Source organism: Mammaliicoccus sp. I-M35 (genome assembly GCF_022386455.1).
Taxonomy (GTDB): Bacteria; Bacillota; Bacilli; order Staphylococcales; family Staphylococcaceae; genus Mammaliicoccus; species Mammaliicoccus sciuri_A.
Genome location: NZ_JAJNIL010000001.1, coordinates 211,247 through 234,018, shown reverse-complemented (window position 1 = coordinate 234,018; position 22,772 = coordinate 211,247). Strand labels below are relative to the sequence as shown.

Here is a 22,772-nt window from a genome sequence, read left to right as displayed (position 1 = left end):
AGGAGAGATTAGATGTTAGATTATAAGACTGTCGGATTAACGCATGAAGACTTAAAAGAAATTTATAAATGGATGTTATTAGGTAGAAAAATTGACGAAAGAATGTGGCTACTTAACCGAGCAGGTAAACTACCGTTTGTTATTAGTTGTCAAGGTCAAGAAGCAACACAAATTGGCACATATTATGCACTAAAAGACGAAGACGTATTAGCACCTTACTATAGAGATTTAGCTTTAGTTACAGCTCGTGGTATTTCTGCAGAAGAATCTATGTTAGCTGCATTTGCAAAACAAGGTGATACTTCAAGTGGTGGTAAGCAAATGCCATCTCATTTTAGTAAAAAAGATTTATCTATTTTAACGCAAGGTTCTTGTGTAACAACTCAAGTGTTACATGCAGTTGGCGCAAGTTTATCACTTAAAATGGATGGCAAAGAAGCGATTGCACTTGCTACTTTAGGTGAAGGTAGTACGAGTCAAGGTGATTTCCACGAAGCAATGAACTTTGCTGGTGTTCATAAGTTGCCATTTATTTGTATTATCGAAAACAATAAATATGCCATTTCGGTACCAAGTCACTTACAGTACGCAACAGATGATTTATCATCTAGAGCTGCAGGTTACGGTGCATTTGGTGAACAAGTGGATGGTAATGATCCTATAGCTGTTTATGAAGCAGTTAAACGTGCAAGAGAACGTGCAATAAATGGTGAAGGACCAACACTTATTGAAGCATTATGTAGTCGTTTAACACCTCATTCTTCAGATGATGATGATAATTATCGTCCGGCAGAAGAAATGAAAGAAGTAAAAGACAGTGATTGTATGATTAAATTCAAAGAATATTTAGTTGAACATCAAGTTACAAACGATGAATGGTTCAGCCAAATTGAAGATGAAATTAAACAAGAAATCAATACTGCTACTAAAAATGCAGAAAAAGCACCTTATCCATTACCGGAAGAAGCTTTAACACATGTATATGATCAAGGAGGCGAAAAGAATGCCTAAGTTATCCTATCTTGACGCGATTAATCAAGCAATGGACCAAGCGATGGAAAAAGACAATAATGTATTTGTTATCGGCGAAGATGTTGGTCTAAAAGGCGGCGTATTTGGCGCAACTAAAAATTTATACAACAAATATGGTGAAGGACGCGTGATCGATTCACCATTAGCAGAATCAAATATAGTGGGTGCTTCAATTGGTGCAGCTATGATGGGTAAAAGACCGGTATCTGAAATTCAATTTGCAGAGTATATCGTTCCGGCAACAAATCAAATCATCAATGAAGCAGCTAAAATAAGATACCGTTCTAATAATGATTGGGATTGTCCTTTAACAATTAGAAGTCCATTTGGTGGCGGAATTCATGGCGCATTATATCATTCACAAAGTATTGAGAGTATATTCTGTTCAACACCAGGCTTAAGAGTTGTCATTCCATCAACACCATATGATGCTAAAGGATTACTTCTTGCGGCAATTGAAGATAATGATCCTGTACTATACTTTGAACATAAAAAAGCATACAGACTATTAAAAGAAGAAGTTCCTGAAGAATATTATACTGTACCAATCGATAAAGCAGATGTTAAACGAGAAGGTTCAGATATTACAGTATTCACTTATGGATTATGTGTAAATTACGCACTTCAAGCAGCTGAAATATTATCAACTGAAGGTATAGATGCAGAAATAGTAGATTTACGTTCATTATATCCACTAGATAAAGAAACAATTATTAATTGTGCGAAAAAGACTGGCAAAGTATTGGTTGTAACTGAAGATAATTTAGAAGGTAGTGTCATGAGTGAAGTATCTGCCATAATAGCTGAAAATTGCTTATTTGATTTAGACGCACCAATTGCAAGACTTGCAGGTCCAGACGTACCAGCTATGCCATTTTCACCACCTATGGAAGATTTCTTTATGATGAATCCTGTGAAAATAGAAGAAAAAATGAGAACGTTAGCTGAATTTTAGGAGGTTAAATTATGGACGTAAAGATGCCGAAACTTGGAGAAAGTGTTCATGAAGGTACAATCGAACAATGGCTCGTTAAACCAGGTGACACAATTGAAGAGTACGATGCACTGTGCGAAGTGATAACAGATAAAGTAACAGCTGAAGTCCCTTCAACATTTAATGGAACAATTAAAGAAATTGTTGTCGAAGCTGGTGAAACAGTAGATGTTGGAACAGTTATTTGTACTATGGAAGTTGAAGGTGAAACATCAGAGGATAACAATAATAGTGCTGATGAACAAACTGAACCAGACGTAACTAAAGAAGACCAACCTGCAAAAGCTGAAACACCTGTTTCTAATGAACCACAAGAAGGTCCAATGAATAACGGTCAATATTCACCTGTTGTATTTAAATTAGCAAGTGAAAATAATATTGATTTAAATAAAGTTAAAGGTACTGGTAATTTAGGAAGAGTGACTAAAAAAGATATTTTAAATGCAATTGAAAATGGTGTTCCAACTGAAGATACATCATCTAAACAAGTAGAAGCACCAACTCAAGAAATTGCTGAAAATACTGTTCAACCAGAAACGTCTTCTTTACCTGGTGATTCAATTCCAGTCAATGGTGTAAGAAGAGCAATTGCGAATAAAATGTTGCAAAGTGTTCATGAAATTCCACATGCTTGGATGATGGTCGAAGTTGATGCTACAGATCTTGTTAAAACAAGACAGCATCATAAATCATCTTTCAAACAAAATGAAGGATATAACTTAACATTCTTCGCATTTTTCGTAAAAGCTGTTGCAGAAGGATTGAAGAAATATCCGATGTTAAATAGTACTTGGGCAGGCGATGAAATTAAAATTCATAAAGATATTAATATTTCAATCGCAGTAGCAAGTGAAGATAAATTATATGTACCTGTTATTAAAAATGCTGATGATAAATCAATCAAAGGTATCGCTCGTGAAATTAATGATCTTGCAACTAGAGGAAGAAAGCATAAATTAACTTCTCAAGATATGCAAGGTGGTACATTCACAGTCAATAATACAGGTTCATTTGGCTCAGTATCATCAATGGGTATTATCAATCATCCACAAGCTGCTATTCTACAAGTAGAATCTATTGTGAAACGACCTGTAGTTGTCAATGATATGATCGGTATTCGTGATATGGTTAATTTATCATTATCCATTGATCATAGAATATTAGATGGTTTAATGGCCGGTGAATTCTTAAAATATGTAAAAGAAAGATTACAAAGCATGACAATCGAGAACACATCTATATATTAATAAAACCTTGTCATTGTTTTACCCTTAAATCTCCTGTAAAATAGACTTATCTATTATTACAGGAGGCTTTTTTTATGGAAATGGATTTCAATTTATATATGAACGACGTAGTCAATTCTGCGAGAAATGAAATAGAAGCGGCTGGATACAAACAATTAACAACTAAAGAAGAAGTTGAAGAAACTTTCAACAAACCAGGTACAACATTTGTTATGGTTAATTCAGTTTGTGGATGTGCAGGCGGTATCGCAAGACCAGCAGCACAACATGCGTTACACTATGATAAATTACCAGATCAATTAGTAACTGTATTTGCTGGTCAAGACAAAGAAGCAACAGAAACAGCACGTGATTATTTCGAAGGTTACCCACCATCAAGTCCATCATTTGCTTTTCTTAAAGATGGCAAAATTGTCAAAATGATTGAAAGACATGAAATCGAAGGTCACGATCCAATGAGTGTTATTACAAACATTCAAGCACTATTCGAAGAGTATTGCGAAGAAGTGTAAAGGAACGGTTCATTTCTTATGCAAATAAAACCGTACAGAATAGGATATAGAACATTAAAAACTGCCCTAGGGATGACATTAGCTGTCATCCTTTCTAGGTTAATCGGCTTAGATAATTATGCATCCAGTGCTATTCTTGTTGTATTATGCATTAAGGATACAAGAGTTAAATCATTTGAAGCTGCAATATATAGATTTATAGCATGTTTAATAGCAATTATGATTGGTTCAGTATTTTTCACTTATTTAGGAAGTACGCCTATTATACTTGGTATTATGGTCCTTTTATTTATACCCGTAACAGTCATGATTGGTGTACAAGAAGGAATTGTAACAAGCTGTGTTATTATACTTCATCTGTATATGGCTAAAACGATTGATATGAATGTTGTCGTAAATGAAATTTTATTACTTATAATTGGTATAGGTATAGCTTTAATCATGAATATGTTTATGCCAAGTTTAGATTATAAACTTAACAATTATAAACGCAAAATAGAAGACGACTTTATATTAATAACCTTTATTTATAGTCAATGCTTACAAGATCCAAATAAGAAAATTAATGTACCGTCATTCGATATCGTTTCGGAAAATATTAGAAAAGCTAAATCATTAGCATTTAGAGAAGTTAAAAATCATTTTGTGAGAAATGAGAACTCTTACTATCATTATTTTGATATGAGAGAAGAACAATTAACTTTATTAAAAAGAATGAAAAAATTAATCGAATCCATGCAACACAGTCAACATGCACATCATTTATGTAGTCAATTGTTATTAGAAGTATCACAAAACGTACAAGGTAACGATTACTCTCTTATGAGATTGCATAACCTATATGATATTAAAATAAAATTACAATCTATCGAGCTACCAAAATCACATCAAGAATTAGAAAGTATCGCAGCACTATTTCAACTATTAAACGAAGTAGAAGAATACTTACTAATCAAATCACAATTCGGTAGCCTTAAGAAGTAAAAACGCAATGCTATATGGCATTGCGTTTTTTGTGTATATAGTGGGGAGATGTGAGTTAATGTTGACTTTAACTCACATGTTTTCCGATCTCGTGAGTTAATATTGTCTTTAACTCACATCTTTCCTAATCTCGTGAGTTAATGGTGCCTTTAACTCACATGTTTCTTAATCTCGTGAGTTAATATTGTCTTTAACTCACATCTTTCCTAATCTCGTGAGTTAATATTGTCTTTAACTCACATCTTTCCTAATCTCGTGAGTTAATATTGTCTTTAACTCACATCTTTCCTAATCTTGTGAGTTAATGTTGCCTTTAACTCACATCTTTCCTATTCTCGTGAGTTAATATTGTCTTTAACTCACATCTTTCACAATCTCGTGAGTTAATGTTGGCTTTAACTCACGAGTTCCACATATTCTAATAATACCTAATTAAAATTTGTATCTCTCCCCAAAACAAAAAGCGCTACTCATCATGAGCTAGCGCTTTTAAACTATATTATTAATTTAATAGGAATGGTAAGATACCTGATAATACAAGTGCAGCTACGATTGCTACTAACATTACGATGATTATAATTTTACGTACATTCTTATTTCCCATGATAACCCTCTCTTTAAACATTAGTTTTGTATATATTTATCAACTATTATACACTAGATTATGAGATATTTAAATAAATGAAAAGAGGGACAATCATGATTAATGAAGAAAGATTATTAAATACTTTTATGGAACTTGTAAAGGTAGATTCTGAATCTAAAAATGAAAGAAAGATTGCTGACTTATTAAAGCAAAAGTTTACGGATTTAGGTTTAGATGTTAAAGAGGATGACTCTCAAAGCGAAACTGGTTATGGTGCTGGAAATTTAATTTGTAAATTAAAAGGTGAAGATTCTAGCAAGACACCGATTTATTTTACAAGCCATATGGATACTGTTACACCTGGTAATAATATTGAACCTGAATTATGTGAAGATGGTTACATTTATTCTAAAGGCGAAACAATCTTAGGTTCTGATGATAAAGCTGGTTTAGCTGCAATTTTAGAAGCTATTCAAGTTATTAAAGATAACAATATTCAACATGGTGATATCGAGTTTATCATTACAGTTGGTGAAGAATCTGGTTTAGTTGGTGCTAAAGCTTTAAATCCTGATGATATTCAAGCGAAATATGGCTTTGCTATTGATGCACCTGGTAAAGTAGGTACAACTGTTGTAGCAGCTCCTACACAAGCTAAAATAGAAGCTATTATTAAAGGTAAAACAGCACACGCTGGATTAGAACCTGAAAAAGGTGTTTCTGCGATTAATATTGCTGCTAAAGCTGTTAGTCATATGAACTTAGGACGTATCGATGAAGAAACGACTGCTAATATCGGTAGATTCGAAGGTGGAACAGCAACAAATATTGTAAGCGATCATGTATATATTTTAGCAGAAGCTAGATCTTTAGATGACGAAAAAATGAATCAACAAGTTACACATATGAAAGAAGCATTCGAGAAAACTGCTGAAGAATTCGGATGTTCTGCTGAAGTTAATGTACAAATTATGTACCCAAGCTTTAACTTAACTGAAGAAGACGATGTTGTTCAATTAGCCGTTAAATCTTCTGAAAAAATTGGACGTAAAGCAGACCTTGTTAAACTAGGTGGCGGATCTGACGGAAATGTTATTAGTGGATTCGGAATTCCTACTGTTATTTTAGGTGTTGGATATGAATATATTCATACAACAAATGAACGTATGCCAGTTGAAGAATTACAAAAAATTACAGAACAAATCGTTGCAATTGCTGAACTTGCATAAAAATTCAGTATGTAAACGTATTCATTTGAAATTAAAGACTTTATAGACGAAAAACGTATTCAAACTATGTTAAAATGTACTAGAAAATGAAAAAAAGTGAGGTTAATTTCATGACACAACAAATAGGTGTAGTTGGTTTAGCTGTAATGGGTAAAAACTTAGCTTGGAATATTGAATCACGTGGTTACTCAGTTTCAGTGTATAACCGTTCAAAAGAGAAAGTCGACCAAATGGTTGAAGAGTCACAGGGTAAAAATATACATCCAAACTATTCAATCGAAGAGTTTGTAGATTCATTAGAAAAACCAAGAAAAATTTTACTTATGGTAAAAGCTGGTGAAGCTACAGATAAAACAATCGATAGCTTACTACCATTATTAGATAAAGGTGACATCCTTATCGATGGCGGAAACACTAACTATTTAGATACGATTCGTAGAAATCAATACTTAGATGAAAGTGGAATAAACTTCATTGGAACAGGTGTTTCAGGTGGAGAAGAAGGTGCTTTAACTGGTCCTTCAATTATGCCTGGTGGTCAGAAAGAAGCTTATGAATTGGTTGCACCAATTTTAGAAAGCATTTCTGCAAAAGCTAGCGATGGTTCTCCATGTGTAACATATGTTGGTCCAGACGGTGCTGGTCACTATGTAAAAATGGTGCATAACGGTATTGAATACGCAGATATGCAATTAATCGCTGAAAGTTATGACTTAATGAAACGTGTATTACACATGGATCATAAAGAAATTGCTGAAACGTTTAAATCATGGAACGCTGGTGAATTAGAAAGTTATTTAATTGAAATCACAGGCGAAATCTTTAATAAATTAGACGAAGATGGTACACCATTAGTTGAAAAAATTATGGATAAAGCTGGACAAAAAGGTACTGGTAAATGGACTTCAATTAATGCTTTAGAATTAGGTATTCCATTAACAATTATTACTGAATCTGTATTTGCTAGATTTATTTCTTCATTCAAAGATGAAAGAGTTAAAGCAAGCACAGCGTTTAATCCAGAAATAACTGAGTTTGATGGTGACAAAGAAGCATTCTTAGAACAAATCAGACAAGCACTTTATATGAGTAAAATCTGTAGTTATGCACAAGGATTTGCTCAAATGAAAACTGCTAGTGAAACAAATAACTGGAACTTAAAATTAGGTGAGTTAGCTATGATTTGGAGAGAGGGTTGTATCATCCGTGCGCAATTCTTACAAAAAATCAAAGACGCTTACGATAATGATTCATCATTAACAAACTTATTATTAGATCCTTACTTCAACGATATCGTTGCAAAATATCAAGGTTCATTAAGAGAAGTATCAGCGACTGCAATCAAAGCAGGAATTGCAACACCTGGTTTTTCTTCAGCAATCAATTACTTTGATAGTTACCGTTCAGAAGATTTACCTGCCAACTTAATTCAAGCACAACGCGATTACTTTGGTGCGCATACTTATGAACGTAAAGACAAAGAAGGTATTTTCCATACTGAATGGACTAAATAATTTGATATAACAAAACAACCCGTTATCTCCAAGAGATAGCGGGTTGTTTTTTAATTCATACTTTTATGATCAATAGGTATCCAAAGTTGTACTTTAGAAGTTTCTTGATCAAAATTAACATCAAGAGGGTATACCTCAACATAAAAATCATCATGTAAATAAGGCATTTTAAGTTGCCATTGATTTTCAATATGGTGCCAAGCTTCACTCACTACAAAATCTAATTCACCTTGTAAATTAAACGTCGCGAAATGATGTCCAGGTAAATAATAATTATCTAAATGACCTGGATATCTTTCACTAGGAACACCTACAAATACTTCGAGTCCATCTAAAAGTGGTCTTCGAATAACGAATAGTTGATTAGGTTTAACATCATTATATTTAATAAAGTCTTCTATGTAATTATTCTCTAATAACATTTCTAATAAGTCAGGTATTAAAAAATGATTATCTAGTTCATTTGAATGATAATGATGATTCTTTCCTACTAACTTTAAATCATCTTTGTATTGTAATGAATAATTTAACGGTTCTGTTTCTGTAGAAGTTAATTTAATAGAGACTCTTTTTTTAATTTTAAGCATAGATTGATGTGTCTTCGTTTGTAGCGGACTTATGCCATGATATGCATTAAAATCATGAGCGAATGCATGCGCATCTCTGTATCCATACTTTAAGGCGATATCTAAAATACGTGTATGACCACTTAAAATATCAAACGCCGCTTCTGTCATTCTTCTAGCAAGTTGATATTCAATAGGTGTCATACCAATAACCATCGTAAATGATTGATTCAAGTGAAAAGGGGACTTTTCAACGTGATCGCTCAAAGTTTGTAAATCGATATCGCTCAATAGATGATCTTCAATGTACACAATTGCTCTTTGTAAATCTTTAATTACTTCCAATGTTCAGTCACTCCTGTTGGCGGAAAGATTAGTTAATATCGTCCCACCATTTAAATCCATCAATAGACAATAATAATTGACTCTTAATCGGTCCATTAGTACCCGCTCTATAATTAGGGAACGGTGCTTTATCATTGTCCCACACATTTTGTATCACATCTACATATTTCCAAGTTGCTTTTAATTCTTCCCAATGCGTAAAGTTTGTTGAATCACCTTTAAGACAGTCGAAGATTAAGTTCTCATATGCATCAACTGTATTCATTTTATCTTGTGCACTCATTGCGTATGATAATTGAACAGGTTCTGTTTCTATGCCTTGAACTTGTTTTTTAGCATTTAAATGTAGTGAAAGACCTTCATTAGGTTGAATATTAATGACAAGTAAATTTGATTCTAGTTCTGAATCACGTTGATAATATAAATTCATTGGTACTTCTTTGAATTCAACAACGACTTGAATACCTTTTTTCTTCATTCTTTTACCAGTTCTAATAAAGAATGGTACGCCAGCCCATCTGAAATTATCTATCAATACTTTACCTGCAACGAAAGTAGGGGTATTAGAGTCATCTGCTACTTTATCTTCTTCTCTATAGCTTTTAACTTCTTCGCCTTCAATTTGACCTTTATCATATTGTCCTCTAACAAAGTTCTGTTTAACTTCAGACTCATCTAAAGCTCTAATTGAACGCAATACTTTTACTTTTTCATTTCTAACATCTTCACTGTTTAAACTAATAGGTGGTTCCATTGCTAATAAAGCAACCATTTGTAACATATGGTTTTGGAACATATCTTTTAATGCGCCACTATTTTCATAGTATCCGCCACGATCTTCTACACCTAATATTTCAGAAGATGTTACTTGGATATTAGAAATATATTTATTATTCCATAATGGTTCGAACATCGCATTCGCAAATCTTAACACTTCGATATTCTGTACCATATCTTTACCTAAATAATGGTCGATTCTGTAAATTTCTTCTTCTTTAAATGAACGTCTAATTTGTTCATTTAATTCTTCAGCAGATGCTAAATCTGTGCCGAAAGGTTTTTCAATAATTAAACGTTTGAAACCGTCAGTATCTGTTAAACCTGAAGATTTTAAGAAATCTGTAACAGTTCCAAAGAATTGAGGTGCCATTGCTAAATAAAATAATCGATTACCTTCTAATTGATACTGTTCATTTAACTCATTTGAAAAAGCTAATAATTCTTCATAACTAGAAGGGTCACTAACATCGTGCGATTGATAAAACACATGTTCCATAAATTCATCTAACTTGTCTGTATTCTGTACATGTTTCTCTACTGAAGCTTTAATTTCATTTCTGAACTTTTCAGTAGTCCAATCTCTTCGACCAACACCAATTATTGCGATGTGCTCGTCTAATTGATTTTGTTGATATAAATGAAAAATAGATGGGAATAATTTACGGTGACTTAAATCACCTGTAGCCCCAAATATTGTAATTAAGCATGGAATATTTCTAGTTTCGGTTGTCATTTATTTACCTCGATTCTCTAACTTTTTCACAATTTACAATATTAATTATTATAACATGTTAGTGATTGATATTCTTCCATTTGAACTGTTAAATTTTCAATTTATTCAGTAAGTTGTATAATCATCATCATTTTTATGTATTTTTATAAATCATTGTATGATACATGTTATAATAATATCGTAAGGAGGAAGACGATGGAACTCACATTTTTAGGCACAAGTGCCGGATTACCGACTAAAGAAAGAAATACACAATCAATTGCCTTTAATTGCCTACCTCACGTCAATCAACTATGGTTATTTGATGTTGGTGAAGCAACTCAACATCGAATATTACATACTGGCATTAAACTTGGCAAAATAAGTCATATATTTATTACGCACTTACATGGTGACCATATATTTGGATTACCTGGATTATTAACAAGTCGTTCCTTCCAAGGTGGTAAAGATAAACCTTTAACAATCATTGGCCCTAAAGGTATAGCAAAGTTTATACAAACGGCATTAGAAATTTCTCAATCAAATTTAAATTATCCGATAACTGTAAATGAATTCAACACGGAAACCGAACTTAATATTGATGGCTTTCATATTAAAGCTTTACCTTTAAAACATGGTATATTATCTGTCGGTTATCGCATCACAGCACCTGATATTGAAGGGAAGCTTGATGTTGAAAAACTTAAAGCAATCGGAATAGAGCCTGGACCAAAATATCAAGAAGTAAAAGCAAACGAAACTTTTGAATATGAAAATCAAACTTATCAATCTAAAGATTTCAAAGGTCCTAAGAAAAAGGGGAAAGTGATTACAATCTTTGGTGATACGATGCCATGTCAAAATGAACATATCCTTGCTCAAGATGCAGACGTTATTGTTCATGAAACAACGTATATCGAAGGCGATAAAAAATTAGCCAATTCTTATTATCATAGTCATATTGAAGATGTCTTTCAATTAATGACTGATGTTAATGTAAAAAAAGGTCTATTCACACATTTATCTAATCGATATGAATTAGAAGATATTCAAACAGTTGAAGCCACATTGCGTTCAGCTGTAACTCATGACTTTAAATTTGTAAAAGATTATGACCAATTTCAAATATAAAAAAACATCTCATCTTATATGTATTTTAAGATGAGATGTTTTTTTGTAACTTATTCAATTAATCTTCATCCGCTTCTGCAAGTTCGATACTTCTCTTAACAGCTGCGTTTAAACAATCTAAGAAAATAGCTTCAATGTCATGGTTGCTTAACGCATTTAAACCAGCTTGCGTTGTACCACCTTTAGACGTAATATTTTTTCGTAATTGATCCATTTTTAAATCAGAACGTTCAATCATTTTACCAGTACCAATAATCAACTCTTTAATAGACTCTTCAACTTGAGATTGCTCGATGCCTAATTTAGTACCAGCATTTACATATTGTTCAAATACGTGATATAAGAATGCAGGTCCACTACCAGTAATAGCTGTCACTTGATGTAAGTGATCTTCTTTAACTTCTAACGCTGTACCGAAAGCTTCAATAAGCGTTAATACTTCTTGTTTAGAATTAGGATCGAAGTTTGTAGAGAAACTAATACCCGTTACTGAATGCCCAACGTGCGCATTCGTATTCGGCATAATTCTAGCAATTGGATTATCAACTTGTAAATTATCTCTAATATAACTAATCGGTAAACCAGCCATAATTGAAATGAATTTATTATCACTCGTTATGAAAGGTTTAATGCGTTCAGCTAATTTTAAGAAATCATAAGGTTTTGTACTTAAGAATACATAATCTGCATCTTTTAACAATTCTTCATCATCATAACTATAGCTAACGCCTAAAGCTTCATGATAACTTTCCAATGCTTCTTGGTTCGACTTATTTGTTAAATAAATATTTTCAGGTTCAATCGACTTACTGTTAACAATTCCAGTGAATATCGCGTTTGCCATATTACCAGATCCATAAAACACAATTTTCATAATAAAATCACTCACTTCCATATGAATTCATTTTAATTATAAAGAAATATAATCTTATGTCAAAATTGCTTGTATCGTATTTAGTTTTTTTGAAGTGTTATGATACATTATACATAACAATGAATAAAGGATGAGTTAAATGATCGGTAAACATTATTTATTAACTGGTGCCACAGGTTCACTAGGGGAGAGCTTGATACAATCATTGAATAATCATGGTGCTTACGTTTCAATAATTGTTAGAAATGTGGATAAAGCCAATCATTTAATGACGACATATAAAAATATTAAAGAAGTCTTTATATTAGATATGAATGACACCGCGCAAGTCGAACAATTTAATCTTGCACAGAACAATACGTATGACGGAATTATTAATAATGCTGGGTTAGGTTACTTTAAATCTAATGAGGCACATTCAAGTGATGAAATAAAGGATATTTATCATACGAATCTCGTGAATTTAATAATACTATTGAACCGTATATTACCTTATTTAAAAAGAGGGGCATCAATCGTTAATATTTCATCGATTTCTTCTAAAGTGACAACACCATATGGTAGCCATTATGCAGCGTCAAAAGCAGCTTTGAGTAGTTTCACAAATGCTTTAAGACTTGAACGCGAAGATTTACATGTACTTAATGTCAATCCAGGACCTTTCAAATCACAATTTCATGCTAAAGCAGACCCTTCTGGCCACTTTGAAAAGCTTACATCTCAAATACAACTTAATGTTGAAGATTTGAGTGAACAAATTGTTAAAAGTATGATTAAAAGAAAAATAGAAATAAACGAACCGAAATGGATGGATTTAGGATTGAGGTTTTATCAATTAGCACCTCGTACATTTGAAAAATTATTTAAGCAAAGTTTTTTGAGTAAAAAGATATAAATAGAGTCTGGGAAATTTAATCTTCTCCCAGACTCTTTTCTTTTATTGTAAGTGATTTGTGTATTCAATATTTTTAACGATTGAACGAGCGTGCTTAATTTGAGCTTCTGATAATGTTCCATTATAACTCTGAATACTTTCTTTCAATTGCTCTGGTGAACTTGCACCTGTAATAATAGAGCCAAGTGCGTCAAATGATTTCAAATAACTGAATGTAACACTTGATAAATCATCATATTCTTTATTCAGTTGAGAAATAGTATCCGATAAATCATTATAATTGTATTCTAGTAAGCCATCTTTAAATTTACGATCTAGTACTTCGTTTGATTTATGAGTTAATAAACCTTTAGAAACTGGACCTCTTGCTAATATTTTAACACCATGCTCGTTAATCTTTTCTAAAAGACTTTCAGGGCGATTATCTAAAATACTAAACTGCATCATAATTGTTTCAATGTTACTGTTTTTCAAATAATAATCGATAACATTAGGTCTAATTGACGAAATACCATATGCTTTTATAAGACCTTGTTCTTTTAATCTTTCGAATGCTTCTATTGTTTCATCTTTGTTATCTTCAATCGTACCGCCATGTAACATATATAAATCTAATTGTTCTAAATCCAATCTTTGTAAAGTTTCTTTAATGCTTTTCATAATGTGTTCTTTAGAAGGGTCCCAAAAGTGTTCTTGTTTCTCTTTATCAAAATGATTACCAACTTTTGATCCAATGACAATATCTTGTTGATCTTGATATTTTTTCAAAAGTTTTCCTACGATTTTTTCATTCTCACCGTAATCATATAAATCAGCAGTATCAAAATATGTGATATCTTGTTTGATTGCTTCATCAACAATTGTTTCTGCATGGTTAATATCTGTTCCTAAACTCATACAACCTAATCCGACTTCTGAAATTTCAATGCCACTTTTCAATGTATTCTTTTGCATATTGAAGCTCCTTTCGCTACACTTTATATATTAAGTTTACCAGATAAATTATTTTAATGAAAAGAGGCACACTTATAATGAAACTAACTGAAGAAACGATTTCGAAAGAAACGATATATGATGGCCGTATTATTAAGCTAGAAAAACATCAAGTTACACTTCCAGACGGGCAAACGAGTGAACGCGAAGTCGTATTACATAATGGTGCAGTATCCGTATTAGCAATAACGCCAGAAAATGAAGTATTAGTAGTGGAACAATATAGAAAAGCAATGGAAAAGACATTAATCGAAATTCCTGCTGGTAAATTAGAAATAGGGGAGGAACGTGAATCGGCTGCACTTAGAGAATTAGAAGAAGAAACAGGATACGTTGCAGATAAACTCGAACTCATAGGTGAAGTATATGGATGTCCAGGGTTCTGTAGCGAGAAAGTAAGTATTTATATCGCGAAAGATTTAAAAGAAGGAAAAGTAAATTTAGACGAGGATGAGTTCTTGAATTTAACTAAAATTCCAATTGATCAAATACAGTCATTATTATCAGAACATAAAATTGAAGATGCAAAAACAATGATAGCCTTCCAATACTTATTATTAAATTATAATCATTCTAAATAAAAAGATATTTTTTCTTGCTTTTTGAGAAGATTATTGGTATTTTAGTATACGAATACATTACTAATTGATAATGATTATTTTTTAGAAAGAAGGTGTCAAGTTGGAAGAACGTATACAACGTGTGAAAGAACAATTACACAAAGCTTCCTACAAACTAACTCCGCAAAGAGAAGCGACAGTTAGAGTATTACTTGAGAATGAAGCCGATCATTTAAGTGCAGAGGACGTTTACCTAAAAGTTAAAGATAAGGCACCTGAGATTGGTCTCGCAACTGTCTATCGTACGTTAGAACTATTAGCTGAATTAAAAGTAGTCGACAAAATTAACTTTGGCGATGGTGTTGCTAGATTCGATTTAAGAAAAGAAGGGGCAAAACATTTTCACCACCATATGGTATGCATGGAATGTGGCGCAGTTGATGAAATCGAAGAAGATTTATTAGAAGACGTAGAACGTCGTGTTGAAAAAGAATTTAACTTTAAAATTTTAGACCATCGATTAACTTTTCATGGTATTTGTCATAGATGTCACGAAGAATAAATCTATACTGGACGTTACTAAATGAAGTTTTATACTGATTTTAGTGATGTCTTTTTTTATGGTAAAATAATGACAACAATGAGGTGAATTCATGGAACAAATCATAAATGAGTTTATAGATTTTATAAGATTAGAAAAAGGTTTGAGTCAAAATACAATCCAATCGTACCAAAGAGATTTAAAGCAATATAACCAATACATAACTGAACATAAAATTAGTCATATAGACAACATTGATCGTATTGTGATACAAAAATATTTTGCACATCTTAAACAAGAAGGTAAATCAGCTAAGACAATTGCGAGACTGGCAGCGACAATTAGGAGCTTTCATCAATTTGCGATTAGAGAAAAGTACGCCGTTAAAGATCCAACAATATTGATTGAAACACCTAAATACGAACAAAAGCTTCCAGATGTATTGAGTGAAGATGAAGTGAATCAACTCTTAACATTTACACATATTACAAATCCTAGAGATGAACGAGACCGTACGATGCTTGAACTTTTATATGGCACGGGCGTTCGTGTAAGTGAATTGATTCAATTAAATGTAGAAGACGTCAATTTGACGATGGGATTTATTAGAGTGTTTGGTAAAGGAAATAAAGAACGAATCGTACCACTTGGTGAACATTTAATGGGCATATTAAGAAACTACATCCAGGAAGTTCGTCCAAATTTATTGAAGAAACATGTTACAGATATATTATTCTTAAATGCACGTGGTACAGCTTTAACGCGACAAGGATTTTGGAAAATATTAAAAAAAATCGGCTTAGAAAAAGGGATAACGAAAACTTTAACACCTCATACTTTAAGGCATTCTTTTGCGACGCATTTGCTTGAAAATGGTGCAGACTTGAGGGCAGTGCAAGAAATGCTCGGACATTCCGACATTTCTACAACACAACTTTACACACACATCTCTAAAAAACAAATACGTGAGATGTATTTAACGTATCACCCTAGAGCCAAAAAGGAGAAGAAAAATGAAGAACAATAAACAACAACAAAATGAATCAAAAAAATATGTCACTTTAGCAATTTTATTAACTTTTGCTGTCGCTTGGGGTCTTATTTATTGGTTATTTATTGTCTAGCGTGACGTTGTTTATATGCTGAAATACGACTTTCTATCACTTCAGTACGATCTCTTAGTAGATGATGATGTTTAATATAATCTGATACATCTGTATTATAGTTAAATTCAAAGTCATCAAATGTACTTTCTAAAGCACGATAGCTTGCATCTGTTAAAGGGAGTTGGATATTTTCATATGGATGACCTTGCTCAATGCGCATGATTTGTGAACGAATTAAAGATTGAAACGATGCTTTTTCAATACCTAAATGGCTAAAGTCATCATTTAATTCTGCAATTTGTAATGCTTTTTTATAAGTTTTTAGAGCGCCTTTGGTATTATCACGTCTATAGTGGTAACATGCTGTTGAGAACAATATTAAACTTACAATTGCATCATGCTTACTAAATTGAGTTTGATCTTTCCAATGATCTTCTAATATATCGTGACATTCAAAATAATGTCTTAAGACATGGAAATGATAGTGAAATGACATTATTTGTGTTTCCATTTAAAATCCCTCTCAGCATAGAATATTTATACGTAATCATGGTATAATAATTTTTAGATTTATGCACGTAAAAGGAATAGAAATGAGGAAGTTTTAAATGTATGAAGTAAAACTTGATGCCTTTGAAGGACCTTTGGATTTATTACTTCATTTAATACAAAAATACGAAATTGATATTTATGATATTCCAATGAAGGAACTAACCGAGCAATACTTAAGTTATATACATCAAATGAAAATATTAGAAATAAATGTAGCGAGTGAATATTTAGTGATGGCATCAGAGTTATTGATGATCAAAAGCAAATTATTACTACCTACACAACCATCAGATATTGATGAATTTGAAGATGATCCAAGGGACGATTTAGTTAGACAATTAATCGAATACCAAAATTATAAAGAATATGCTGAATTATTAAATCATAAAAAACAAGACAGAGAGCAAATATTCATCAAAAAGCCAGCAGATTTATCCAAATTTGAAGCCGTTCATGACAAACGTGCACCTTTAGATTTAGATATGACGGATTTAATTATTGCATACCAACGTACTAAACGTAGACAGAGATTTAATAAACCACAGAATGTTACCGTTAACGAAGATAGTTATACGATTGAAATGGCAACTGCTTCAATACAAGCACAACTTGCCCAACATAAGAGTTATAAATTTTTCGAGACATTGCCATCTGATTTATCTACAAATGTATTAGTAACGTTGTTCTTGGCAATATTGGAAATGATGAAATTAAGACAAATTGATGTATTTCAACAATATCAATTTGGAGAAATAACTATAAATCGAGGCGTGAATTATGTCAGTGAGTAAATTAGGATTATTAGAAGGATTATTATATTCATTAGGTGATGAAGGCATTGAAGTTAATCAGTTATGTGAGTTATTAGAATTAACGCCATCACAATTAAAAGATTTAGCAAATGAATATGATCGCGAAACATTACAAATTATTTTTTACGGTAATAAATGCATTCTTACAGCAAAGCCAATTATGCATCAATATCTTGAAAAATTAATGATAGATAATATGAATACAAAATTATCACAAGCTGCGTTAGAAACATTATCTATTATTGCATATAATCAACCTGTTACGAGAAGTGATATAGAAGTGATTCGTGGTGTAAATTCAGACGCTTCTGTTAAGACTTTAATTGCGAAAGGTGTCGTTGAATCAAAACATAACGATCAATCTAGAAGCCAATTATTGTATACGACAGATTACTTTCTAAATGTATTTGGACTGACTTCTTTAGACGAATTACCGAAATCAACAAATGAAGAAAATGAACAAGAAGAAATGGATTTGTTTTTTAGTAGCATGAACGAAAAACAAAACAATGAGGAGCAATCATAATGAGTGAAGAATTAGAGAGATTACAAAAAGTTATTGCGAAAAGTGGCTATACGTCACGTAGAAAAGCAGAAAAATTAATCGAAGAAGGGCTTGTATACGTTAATAATAAACAAGTAACTGAACTTGGCACTAAAGTGAAAGATTCTGATTATATCGAAGTAGAAGGTATTCCATTAGAAATGCCGGATAAACTATATATTTTATTTCATAAACCAACAAAAGTAATTACAAGTGTATCTGACGATAAAGGAAGAGCGGTTGTAACGGATTATTTTAAAGATATTAAGACGAGAATTTTCCCAGTTGGTAGATTAGATTATGATACATCAGGTTTATTAATTTTAACGAATGATGGTGAGTTTACAAACTTAATGACACATCCTCGTTATAAAATTCAAAAGAAATATGTAGCAAAATTAAAAGGCTATTTACTAAGAGAAGAAGTTAAACAATTAGAAAAAGGTATACAGCTAGAAGATGGATTGACACAACCTGCAATTGTAAAAGTAAAAAGTCAAGATAGAGAGCGTAATGTAACGCATGTGGAAATTACGATTACGGAAGGTAGAAATAGACAAGTTAGAAGAATGTTTAGTCATTTTGGACATGAAGTTGTTAAACTTACGAGAGTAGAATATGGGCCACTTAATTTAAAAGGCTTAAATGCTGGACAAGGCAGAACGTTATCACCTCATGAAATCAAAGTTTTAAGACATTTAGCACAAGATGGTAAATAATCTGTAAACGTTCACAATAATGCCACTAATCTGCTTTTTAGTCATGATATACTAGACAAAACACCATAACATTGCATATGTATGGTTTTTTTATTGTGTTAGGGAGGATTTTAAATGAAGAAAAAACAGAAGACTGTACTCCAAATTGTTATAACTGCAGTGATTTTAATTGCAATTGTATTTACAGTATGGTCCAGTCTTACGAAAGATAAGGATAAAGTAGCGCAAGTTGGAGATGATGCGCCACTTTTTGAACTCCAAACAGTTGATGGGAAAAAAGTTAATTTAAAAGATTTACGTGGGAAAGGTATTTTAATTAACTTTTGGGGGACTTGGTGTGAACCATGTAAACGCGAAATGCCTGAGTTAGAAAGACAATATCAAAACTACAAAGACAAAGGTGTTGAAGTCGTTGCGATACATGTCAGAAATAATCCTCAACAAATCAAACAATATTTAAGTTCATTAAAAGAAACACCAACATTCACAGTTGCGATGGATAACGATAATTTAGTAACAGATGCATACGGTATCAATCCATTACCAACTACGATAACGGTTGATAAAGATGGTAAAATAAAAACAAAGCATACTGGTGAACTTTCTAAAAAGCAAATCATAGAAGAAATGGAAAAGGTCAAAGTGAAATAGAGGGGGATTTAAAGTGAGCAACAAGCAAATTGTTTGTGAGTGCGGGCATAAGAACCCAGAAGGAACTCAATTATGCTTAAACTGTGGTCGCTTAATAAATGACGACTATGATAAGAAAAAGACAACCGACGTTATGCGTTACGATGGGCAAGCGATACGTTCGAAAACAAAAAACAGAACAATCTTAGATCGCATATGGAATTTCTTCGCTTCAATCAAAACAGGTGTTACTTTACTCGTATTAACGGTTATTGCAGCTTCAATTGGAACAATATTCCCGCAAGAATATTTTATTCCAATGAATGTGAATCCAGAACAATATTATTATGAACATTATGGTTCACTAGGCTTACTATATTATAAACTTGGATTCCACAATTTATATAGTTCATGGTGGTTCTTAATTCTGTTAGGTTTAGTAGCGTTCTCTATTATTACATCAAGTATTGATAGAGGGATACCTTTACATAAATCTTTGAAAAATCAAAGAACGAAAAAGCACAGTTCATTCTATAAACGTCAAAGATTAAACTTGCATTCAGAAGATCAAGTTAATCTAGATGAAATAAGTCAATCTTTTAAAGAAAAAAGATATAAAGTTAAACAAGATGGGAGTCATATCTTACTTGAAAAAGGACGTTTATCAAGATACGGTCCTTATATCAACCATACTGGTTTAATCATTTTATTATTTGGGGCAATGTTAAGATTCTTACCAGGCTTTTACTTAGATGATATGGTCTATGTGAAAGAAGGAGAAACGAAACCAGTACCAGGTACAGATAGAGGCTATTATATAAAAAATAACGACTTTATATATGAAGAATATGATCAAAAATCTCAATCTAATACAAACCCTGAATCAATTGACCCAAGTTTAAACAAAATTGCTAAGAACTACGAAACAAAAGCTACTTTGTATAAAAACAGTCAAGAAGAAGTAATTGGTTCAGATGCTAATTTAAAAGAAGTCGCTTCTGGTTCAATTAAAGTCAATCATCCATTGAAATATGATCACTTACAATTTTACCAAAGTAGCTTCGACAACTCGTTGTTAAAAGATATGACATTTAACTTAAAAACAAAAGACGGTAAAGCACTCGGGAAACCATTTACAGTCAATTTGGAAAGTCCTAAAAAGACTTATAAAATTACAGATGATTTAACAGTTAAGTTAAGAAGTTATGCACCAGATTACGAAAAAATAGAAAATGGTGTACTTGCAACTAAATCACCAAATCCAAATAATCCAGCTTTTGTGTTTGAAGTAACTGATAAGGGCAAACAATCAGAATTTAGTTTCTTAAGAATTAAAGAATCACAAGATATATCTAAAGATAATAAATACGATGTGAAATTTGCCAATGCAACAAATCAATGGGCAACAGTGTTGGCAGTGAAGAAAGATTTAACACTTCCAATATTATTTACAGGTTTCGTTATTTTCTTATTAGGTTTAGCAGTCGGATCATATATTAACCATAGACGTATTTGGATTAATACAGATAACGGTGAGTTTAATATCGCTGCACATACAAATAAGAATTATTATGGTTTCTCAAAAGAGATTAACCAAGTCTTAGATAAACATCACATTTCACATATTGAAGATACTAAACAAGACATTCACGAAAGTAAGGAGGCAAACAATGGATAAAGATATGTTTTTAAATATTAGTAATATCAGTTTATATTCTGCTTTTATTTTGTACTTAGTTGCGATTGTCCCATATTCATTCTCAATCCGTTCACCTAAGAAAAGAGCAGAAAAAGTAGGGGTGACATTAACTGTCATCGGTTTTGTATTACAAATTCTATACTTTATTACAAGATGGATTGCTGCGGGACATGCACCAGTAAGTAATATGTATGAATTCTTAACAATGTTCGGCATTATGATGGTAGGTGGCTTCCTTGTTATTTACTCTATTTATAAGACACCAATTTTAGCGTTATTCGTATTACCAATTGCGATGTTGTTAATTGCATATGCAAGTATGTTCTCTAGAGATGTTTCGCCTTTAATTCCTGCGTTACAATCTAGTTGGTTAGCAATTCACGTTATAACCGTAACGATTTCATATGGTATTTTATCAATCAGCTGTATAGCAGGATTAATTTATTTATTCGCAGCTGTTAGTCCAGAGGAAAAATCGATACATAGTTTCTTTGTAGAAGTCATTATGTATTTCATTGTTATTGTCATTGGATTTATATTAACAACGATCATTATGAAAGATATCGTTGGTTATGATGACACTTATTTCTTTATCGACAAAAACGATAATAACTCTGTTCAACATTATCATCTTCCAGCATTTGTGACACAACAAGATAGTTTACTTGTAGATCATGTTTCTGGTAGCGATTATGAACCAAAAGAAAGAACTGATATCTTAAAATGGAGCAAGATTGAATTACCTGCTGTTATCAATGCTCAAAAACTAAACACAGTCGTTTGGTCAATTGTAGTTGGTACAGTCTTATATGGTATACTAAGATTGATTTTGAAAGGCAAGACTTTATTTAGTCTTATCAAACCACATACGAAAAAAGTCAATCTATCCTTGATGGATGAAATAGGATATCGTTCAGTAATCATTGGTTTCCCATTATTTGCACTTGGCGGTATATTATTCGCGAGTATCTGGGCACAAATGGCTTGGAGTAGATATTGGGGCTGGGATCCTAAAGAAGTTTGGGCGCTTATAACATTCTTATATTATGCGATATTCTTACATTTAAGATTAGGTAAAGGTTGGGAAGGCAGAAAATCAGCATGGTTAGCTGTTGGTGGCCTTGCAATCATTCTATTTAATGTTATTGCCGTTAACTTAATAGTAGCTGGTTTACATTCTTATGCTTAAAAAATGCTAGAAGGGAGTCAACG

The 22,772-nt window shown here is 32.3% G+C and carries 24 protein-coding genes; 18 read left to right on the top strand and 6 right to left on the bottom strand.

Translation table 11 applies throughout. The features are described 5' to 3' along the window. Positions 1-12: 12 nt before the first annotated feature. The 5 genes from LQ679_RS01105 (at position 13) to LQ679_RS01085 (ending at position 4,769) form a co-directional block, all read left to right on the top strand. Positions 13-1,011, top strand: a complete 999-nt coding sequence (locus LQ679_RS01105; RefSeq protein WP_239761952.1) for a thiamine pyrophosphate-dependent dehydrogenase E1 component subunit alpha — start codon at positions 13-15, stop codon at positions 1,009-1,011. Next, on the top strand, positions 1,004-1,987 hold the full coding sequence (locus LQ679_RS01100; protein WP_048539745.1) for an alpha-ketoacid dehydrogenase subunit beta: 984 nt from the start codon (positions 1,004-1,006) through the stop codon (positions 1,985-1,987). The genes LQ679_RS01105 and LQ679_RS01100 overlap by 8 nt, the downstream gene beginning before the upstream one ends. Before the next feature lie 11 nt (positions 1,988-1,998). After that, a complete protein-coding gene (locus tag LQ679_RS01095) occupies positions 1,999-3,273 on the top strand; it encodes a dihydrolipoamide acetyltransferase family protein (RefSeq protein ID WP_204252624.1) in 1,275 nt (424 codons plus the stop codon). 74 nt (positions 3,274-3,347) lie between these two features. Beyond that, entirely contained in the window at positions 3,348-3,785 is a 438-nt protein-coding gene (locus LQ679_RS01090; RefSeq protein WP_025904925.1) for a BrxA/BrxB family bacilliredoxin, read from the top strand. A gap of 18 nt (positions 3,786-3,803) precedes the next feature. Beyond that, positions 3,804-4,769 (top strand): aromatic acid exporter family protein, encoded by a 966-nt coding sequence (locus LQ679_RS01085; protein WP_204255278.1) that lies wholly within the window; start codon positions 3,804-3,806, stop codon positions 4,767-4,769. Between the two features lie 502 nt (positions 4,770-5,271). Here LQ679_RS01085 and prli42 read toward each other — a convergent pair. Next, positions 5,272-5,373: a stressosome-associated protein Prli42 gene (gene prli42, locus LQ679_RS01080; protein WP_150527395.1), complete on the bottom strand. Its 102-nt coding sequence runs from the start codon at positions 5,371-5,373 to the stop codon at positions 5,272-5,274. Between the two features lie 95 nt (positions 5,374-5,468). Between prli42 and LQ679_RS01075 the strand changes: the two genes are divergently transcribed. Both LQ679_RS01075 and gndA read left to right on the top strand, forming a co-directional pair. Then, on the top strand, positions 5,469-6,584 hold the full coding sequence (locus tag LQ679_RS01075; RefSeq protein ID WP_239761950.1) for a M20/M25/M40 family metallo-hydrolase: 1,116 nt from the start codon (positions 5,469-5,471) through the stop codon (positions 6,582-6,584). Between the two features lie 110 nt (positions 6,585-6,694). After that, positions 6,695-8,098 carry an NADP-dependent phosphogluconate dehydrogenase gene (gene gndA, locus LQ679_RS01070; protein ID WP_239761948.1) on the top strand — a complete coding sequence of 468 codons (1,404 nt, stop codon included), beginning with the start codon at positions 6,695-6,697 and terminating at the stop codon, positions 8,096-8,098. Between the two features lie 50 nt (positions 8,099-8,148). Here the strand turns inward: gndA and LQ679_RS01065 are convergent, their stop codons facing one another. Next, a complete protein-coding gene (locus LQ679_RS01065; protein WP_126477491.1) occupies positions 8,149-9,009 on the bottom strand; it encodes an effector binding domain-containing protein in 861 nt (286 codons plus the stop codon). Between the two features lie 28 nt (positions 9,010-9,037). Further along, entirely contained in the window at positions 9,038-10,522 is a 1,485-nt protein-coding gene (gene zwf / locus LQ679_RS01060) for a glucose-6-phosphate dehydrogenase (RefSeq protein WP_025907035.1), read from the bottom strand. A gap of 195 nt (positions 10,523-10,717) precedes the next feature. Between zwf and rnz the strand changes: the two genes are divergently transcribed. Further along, on the top strand, positions 10,718-11,635 hold the full coding sequence (gene rnz / locus LQ679_RS01055) for a ribonuclease Z (protein ID WP_126477490.1): 918 nt from the start codon (positions 10,718-10,720) through the stop codon (positions 11,633-11,635). Positions 11,636-11,693: 58 nt separating this feature from the next. Here the strand turns inward: rnz and proC are convergent, their stop codons facing one another. After that, the gene (gene proC, locus LQ679_RS01050; protein WP_025907039.1) at positions 11,694-12,509 is read right to left on the bottom strand and encodes a pyrroline-5-carboxylate reductase; all 816 of its coding nucleotides are present in this window, start codon (positions 12,507-12,509) and stop codon (positions 11,694-11,696) included. A gap of 139 nt (positions 12,510-12,648) precedes the next feature. Here proC and LQ679_RS01045 point away from each other — a divergent pair, with 139 nt between their 5' ends. Then, positions 12,649-13,404 (top strand): SDR family NAD(P)-dependent oxidoreductase, encoded by a 756-nt coding sequence (locus LQ679_RS01045; protein WP_204170178.1) that lies wholly within the window; start codon positions 12,649-12,651, stop codon positions 13,402-13,404. Between the two features lie 42 nt (positions 13,405-13,446). Here LQ679_RS01045 and LQ679_RS01040 read toward each other — a convergent pair whose 3' ends face one another. Continuing rightward, positions 13,447-14,358, bottom strand: coding sequence for an aldo/keto reductase (locus tag LQ679_RS01040; protein WP_239761947.1), 912 nt, complete (start codon positions 14,356-14,358; stop codon positions 13,447-13,449). A gap of 77 nt (positions 14,359-14,435) precedes the next feature. Here LQ679_RS01040 and LQ679_RS01035 point away from each other — a divergent pair, with 77 nt between their 5' ends. The 3 genes from LQ679_RS01035 to xerD all read left to right on the top strand — a co-directional run bounded on the left by LQ679_RS01035 (position 14,436) and on the right by xerD (position 16,525). Beyond that, on the top strand, positions 14,436-14,978 hold the full coding sequence (locus LQ679_RS01035) for an NUDIX hydrolase (protein ID WP_037588197.1): 543 nt from the start codon (positions 14,436-14,438) through the stop codon (positions 14,976-14,978). 100 nt (positions 14,979-15,078) lie between these two features. Next, positions 15,079-15,519 carry a ferric iron uptake transcriptional regulator gene (gene fur / locus LQ679_RS01030; protein ID WP_025907044.1) on the top strand — a complete coding sequence of 147 codons (441 nt, stop codon included), beginning with the start codon at positions 15,079-15,081 and terminating at the stop codon, positions 15,517-15,519. Between the two features lie 91 nt (positions 15,520-15,610). Next, a complete protein-coding gene (xerD, locus tag LQ679_RS01025; RefSeq protein ID WP_037588196.1) occupies positions 15,611-16,525 on the top strand; it encodes a site-specific tyrosine recombinase XerD in 915 nt (304 codons plus the stop codon). 86 nt (positions 16,526-16,611) lie between these two features. Here the strand turns inward: xerD and LQ679_RS01020 are convergent, their stop codons facing one another. Further along, positions 16,612-17,115 carry a DUF309 domain-containing protein gene (locus tag LQ679_RS01020; RefSeq protein WP_037588194.1) on the bottom strand — a complete coding sequence of 168 codons (504 nt, stop codon included), beginning with the start codon at positions 17,113-17,115 and terminating at the stop codon, positions 16,612-16,614. A 97-nt stretch (positions 17,116-17,212) separates the two neighbouring features. On the opposite strand from LQ679_RS01020, the gene LQ679_RS01015 reads away from it, so the two are divergent. The 6 genes from LQ679_RS01015 to ccsB all read left to right on the top strand — a co-directional run bounded on the left by LQ679_RS01015 (position 17,213) and on the right by ccsB (position 22,749). Then, complete coding sequence (locus tag LQ679_RS01015; protein ID WP_126477487.1) at positions 17,213-17,947, top strand: segregation and condensation protein A; 735 nt, start codon at positions 17,213-17,215, stop codon at positions 17,945-17,947. Continuing rightward, positions 17,934-18,494: an SMC-Scp complex subunit ScpB gene (gene scpB, locus LQ679_RS01010; protein ID WP_037588190.1), complete on the top strand. Its 561-nt coding sequence runs from the start codon at positions 17,934-17,936 to the stop codon at positions 18,492-18,494. Before LQ679_RS01015 ends, scpB begins: the two co-directional genes overlap by 14 nt. After that, entirely contained in the window at positions 18,494-19,231 is a 738-nt protein-coding gene (locus LQ679_RS01005) for a pseudouridine synthase (protein WP_126477486.1), read from the top strand. The genes scpB and LQ679_RS01005 overlap by 1 nt, the downstream gene beginning before the upstream one ends. 114 nt (positions 19,232-19,345) lie before the next feature. Beyond that, positions 19,346-19,882: a thiol-disulfide oxidoreductase ResA gene (gene resA / locus LQ679_RS01000; protein WP_126477485.1), complete on the top strand. Its 537-nt coding sequence runs from the start codon at positions 19,346-19,348 to the stop codon at positions 19,880-19,882. Positions 19,883-19,895: 13 nt separating this feature from the next. Continuing rightward, positions 19,896-21,539 (top strand): cytochrome c biogenesis protein ResB, encoded by a 1,644-nt coding sequence (gene resB, locus LQ679_RS00995; protein ID WP_126477484.1) that lies wholly within the window; start codon positions 19,896-19,898, stop codon positions 21,537-21,539. Beyond that, positions 21,532-22,749, top strand: coding sequence for a c-type cytochrome biogenesis protein CcsB (ccsB, locus tag LQ679_RS00990; protein WP_239761946.1), 1,218 nt, complete (start codon positions 21,532-21,534; stop codon positions 22,747-22,749). Before resB ends, ccsB begins: the two co-directional genes overlap by 8 nt. Positions 22,750-22,772 lie beyond the last annotated feature (23 nt).

Coding starts and splice junctions, on each gene's coding strand:
- LQ679_RS01105 (WP_239761952.1), top strand. CDS start 13: ATGTTAGATTATAAGACTGTCGGATTAACGCATGAAGACTTAAAAGAA.
- LQ679_RS01100 (WP_048539745.1), top strand. CDS start 1,004: ATGCCTAAGTTATCCTATCTTGACGCGATTAATCAAGCAATGGACCAA.
- LQ679_RS01095 (WP_204252624.1), top strand. CDS start 1,999: ATGGACGTAAAGATGCCGAAACTTGGAGAAAGTGTTCATGAAGGTACA.
- LQ679_RS01090 (WP_025904925.1), top strand. CDS start 3,348: ATGGAAATGGATTTCAATTTATATATGAACGACGTAGTCAATTCTGCG.
- LQ679_RS01085 (WP_204255278.1), top strand. CDS start 3,804: ATGCAAATAAAACCGTACAGAATAGGATATAGAACATTAAAAACTGCC.
- prli42 (WP_150527395.1), bottom strand. CDS start 5,373: ATGGGAAATAAGAATGTACGTAAAATTATAATCATCGTAATGTTAGTA.
- LQ679_RS01075 (WP_239761950.1), top strand. CDS start 5,469: ATGATTAATGAAGAAAGATTATTAAATACTTTTATGGAACTTGTAAAG.
- gndA (WP_239761948.1), top strand. CDS start 6,695: ATGACACAACAAATAGGTGTAGTTGGTTTAGCTGTAATGGGTAAAAAC.
- zwf (WP_025907035.1), bottom strand. CDS start 10,522: ATGACAACCGAAACTAGAAATATTCCATGCTTAATTACAATATTTGGG.
- rnz (WP_126477490.1), top strand. CDS start 10,718: ATGGAACTCACATTTTTAGGCACAAGTGCCGGATTACCGACTAAAGAA.
- proC (WP_025907039.1), bottom strand. CDS start 12,509: ATGAAAATTGTGTTTTATGGATCTGGTAATATGGCAAACGCGATATTC.
- LQ679_RS01045 (WP_204170178.1), top strand. CDS start 12,649: ATGATCGGTAAACATTATTTATTAACTGGTGCCACAGGTTCACTAGGG.
- LQ679_RS01040 (WP_239761947.1), bottom strand. CDS start 14,358: ATGCAAAAGAATACATTGAAAAGTGGCATTGAAATTTCAGAAGTCGGA.
- LQ679_RS01035 (WP_037588197.1), top strand. CDS start 14,436: ATGAAACTAACTGAAGAAACGATTTCGAAAGAAACGATATATGATGGC.
- xerD (WP_037588196.1), top strand. CDS start 15,611: ATGGAACAAATCATAAATGAGTTTATAGATTTTATAAGATTAGAAAAA.
- LQ679_RS01020 (WP_037588194.1), bottom strand. CDS start 17,115: ATGGAAACACAAATAATGTCATTTCACTATCATTTCCATGTCTTAAGA.
- LQ679_RS01015 (WP_126477487.1), top strand. CDS start 17,213: ATGTATGAAGTAAAACTTGATGCCTTTGAAGGACCTTTGGATTTATTA.
- scpB (WP_037588190.1), top strand. CDS start 17,934: ATGTCAGTGAGTAAATTAGGATTATTAGAAGGATTATTATATTCATTA.
- LQ679_RS01005 (WP_126477486.1), top strand. CDS start 18,494: ATGAGTGAAGAATTAGAGAGATTACAAAAAGTTATTGCGAAAAGTGGC.
- resA (WP_126477485.1), top strand. CDS start 19,346: ATGAAGAAAAAACAGAAGACTGTACTCCAAATTGTTATAACTGCAGTG.
- ccsB (WP_239761946.1), top strand. CDS start 21,532: ATGGATAAAGATATGTTTTTAAATATTAGTAATATCAGTTTATATTCT.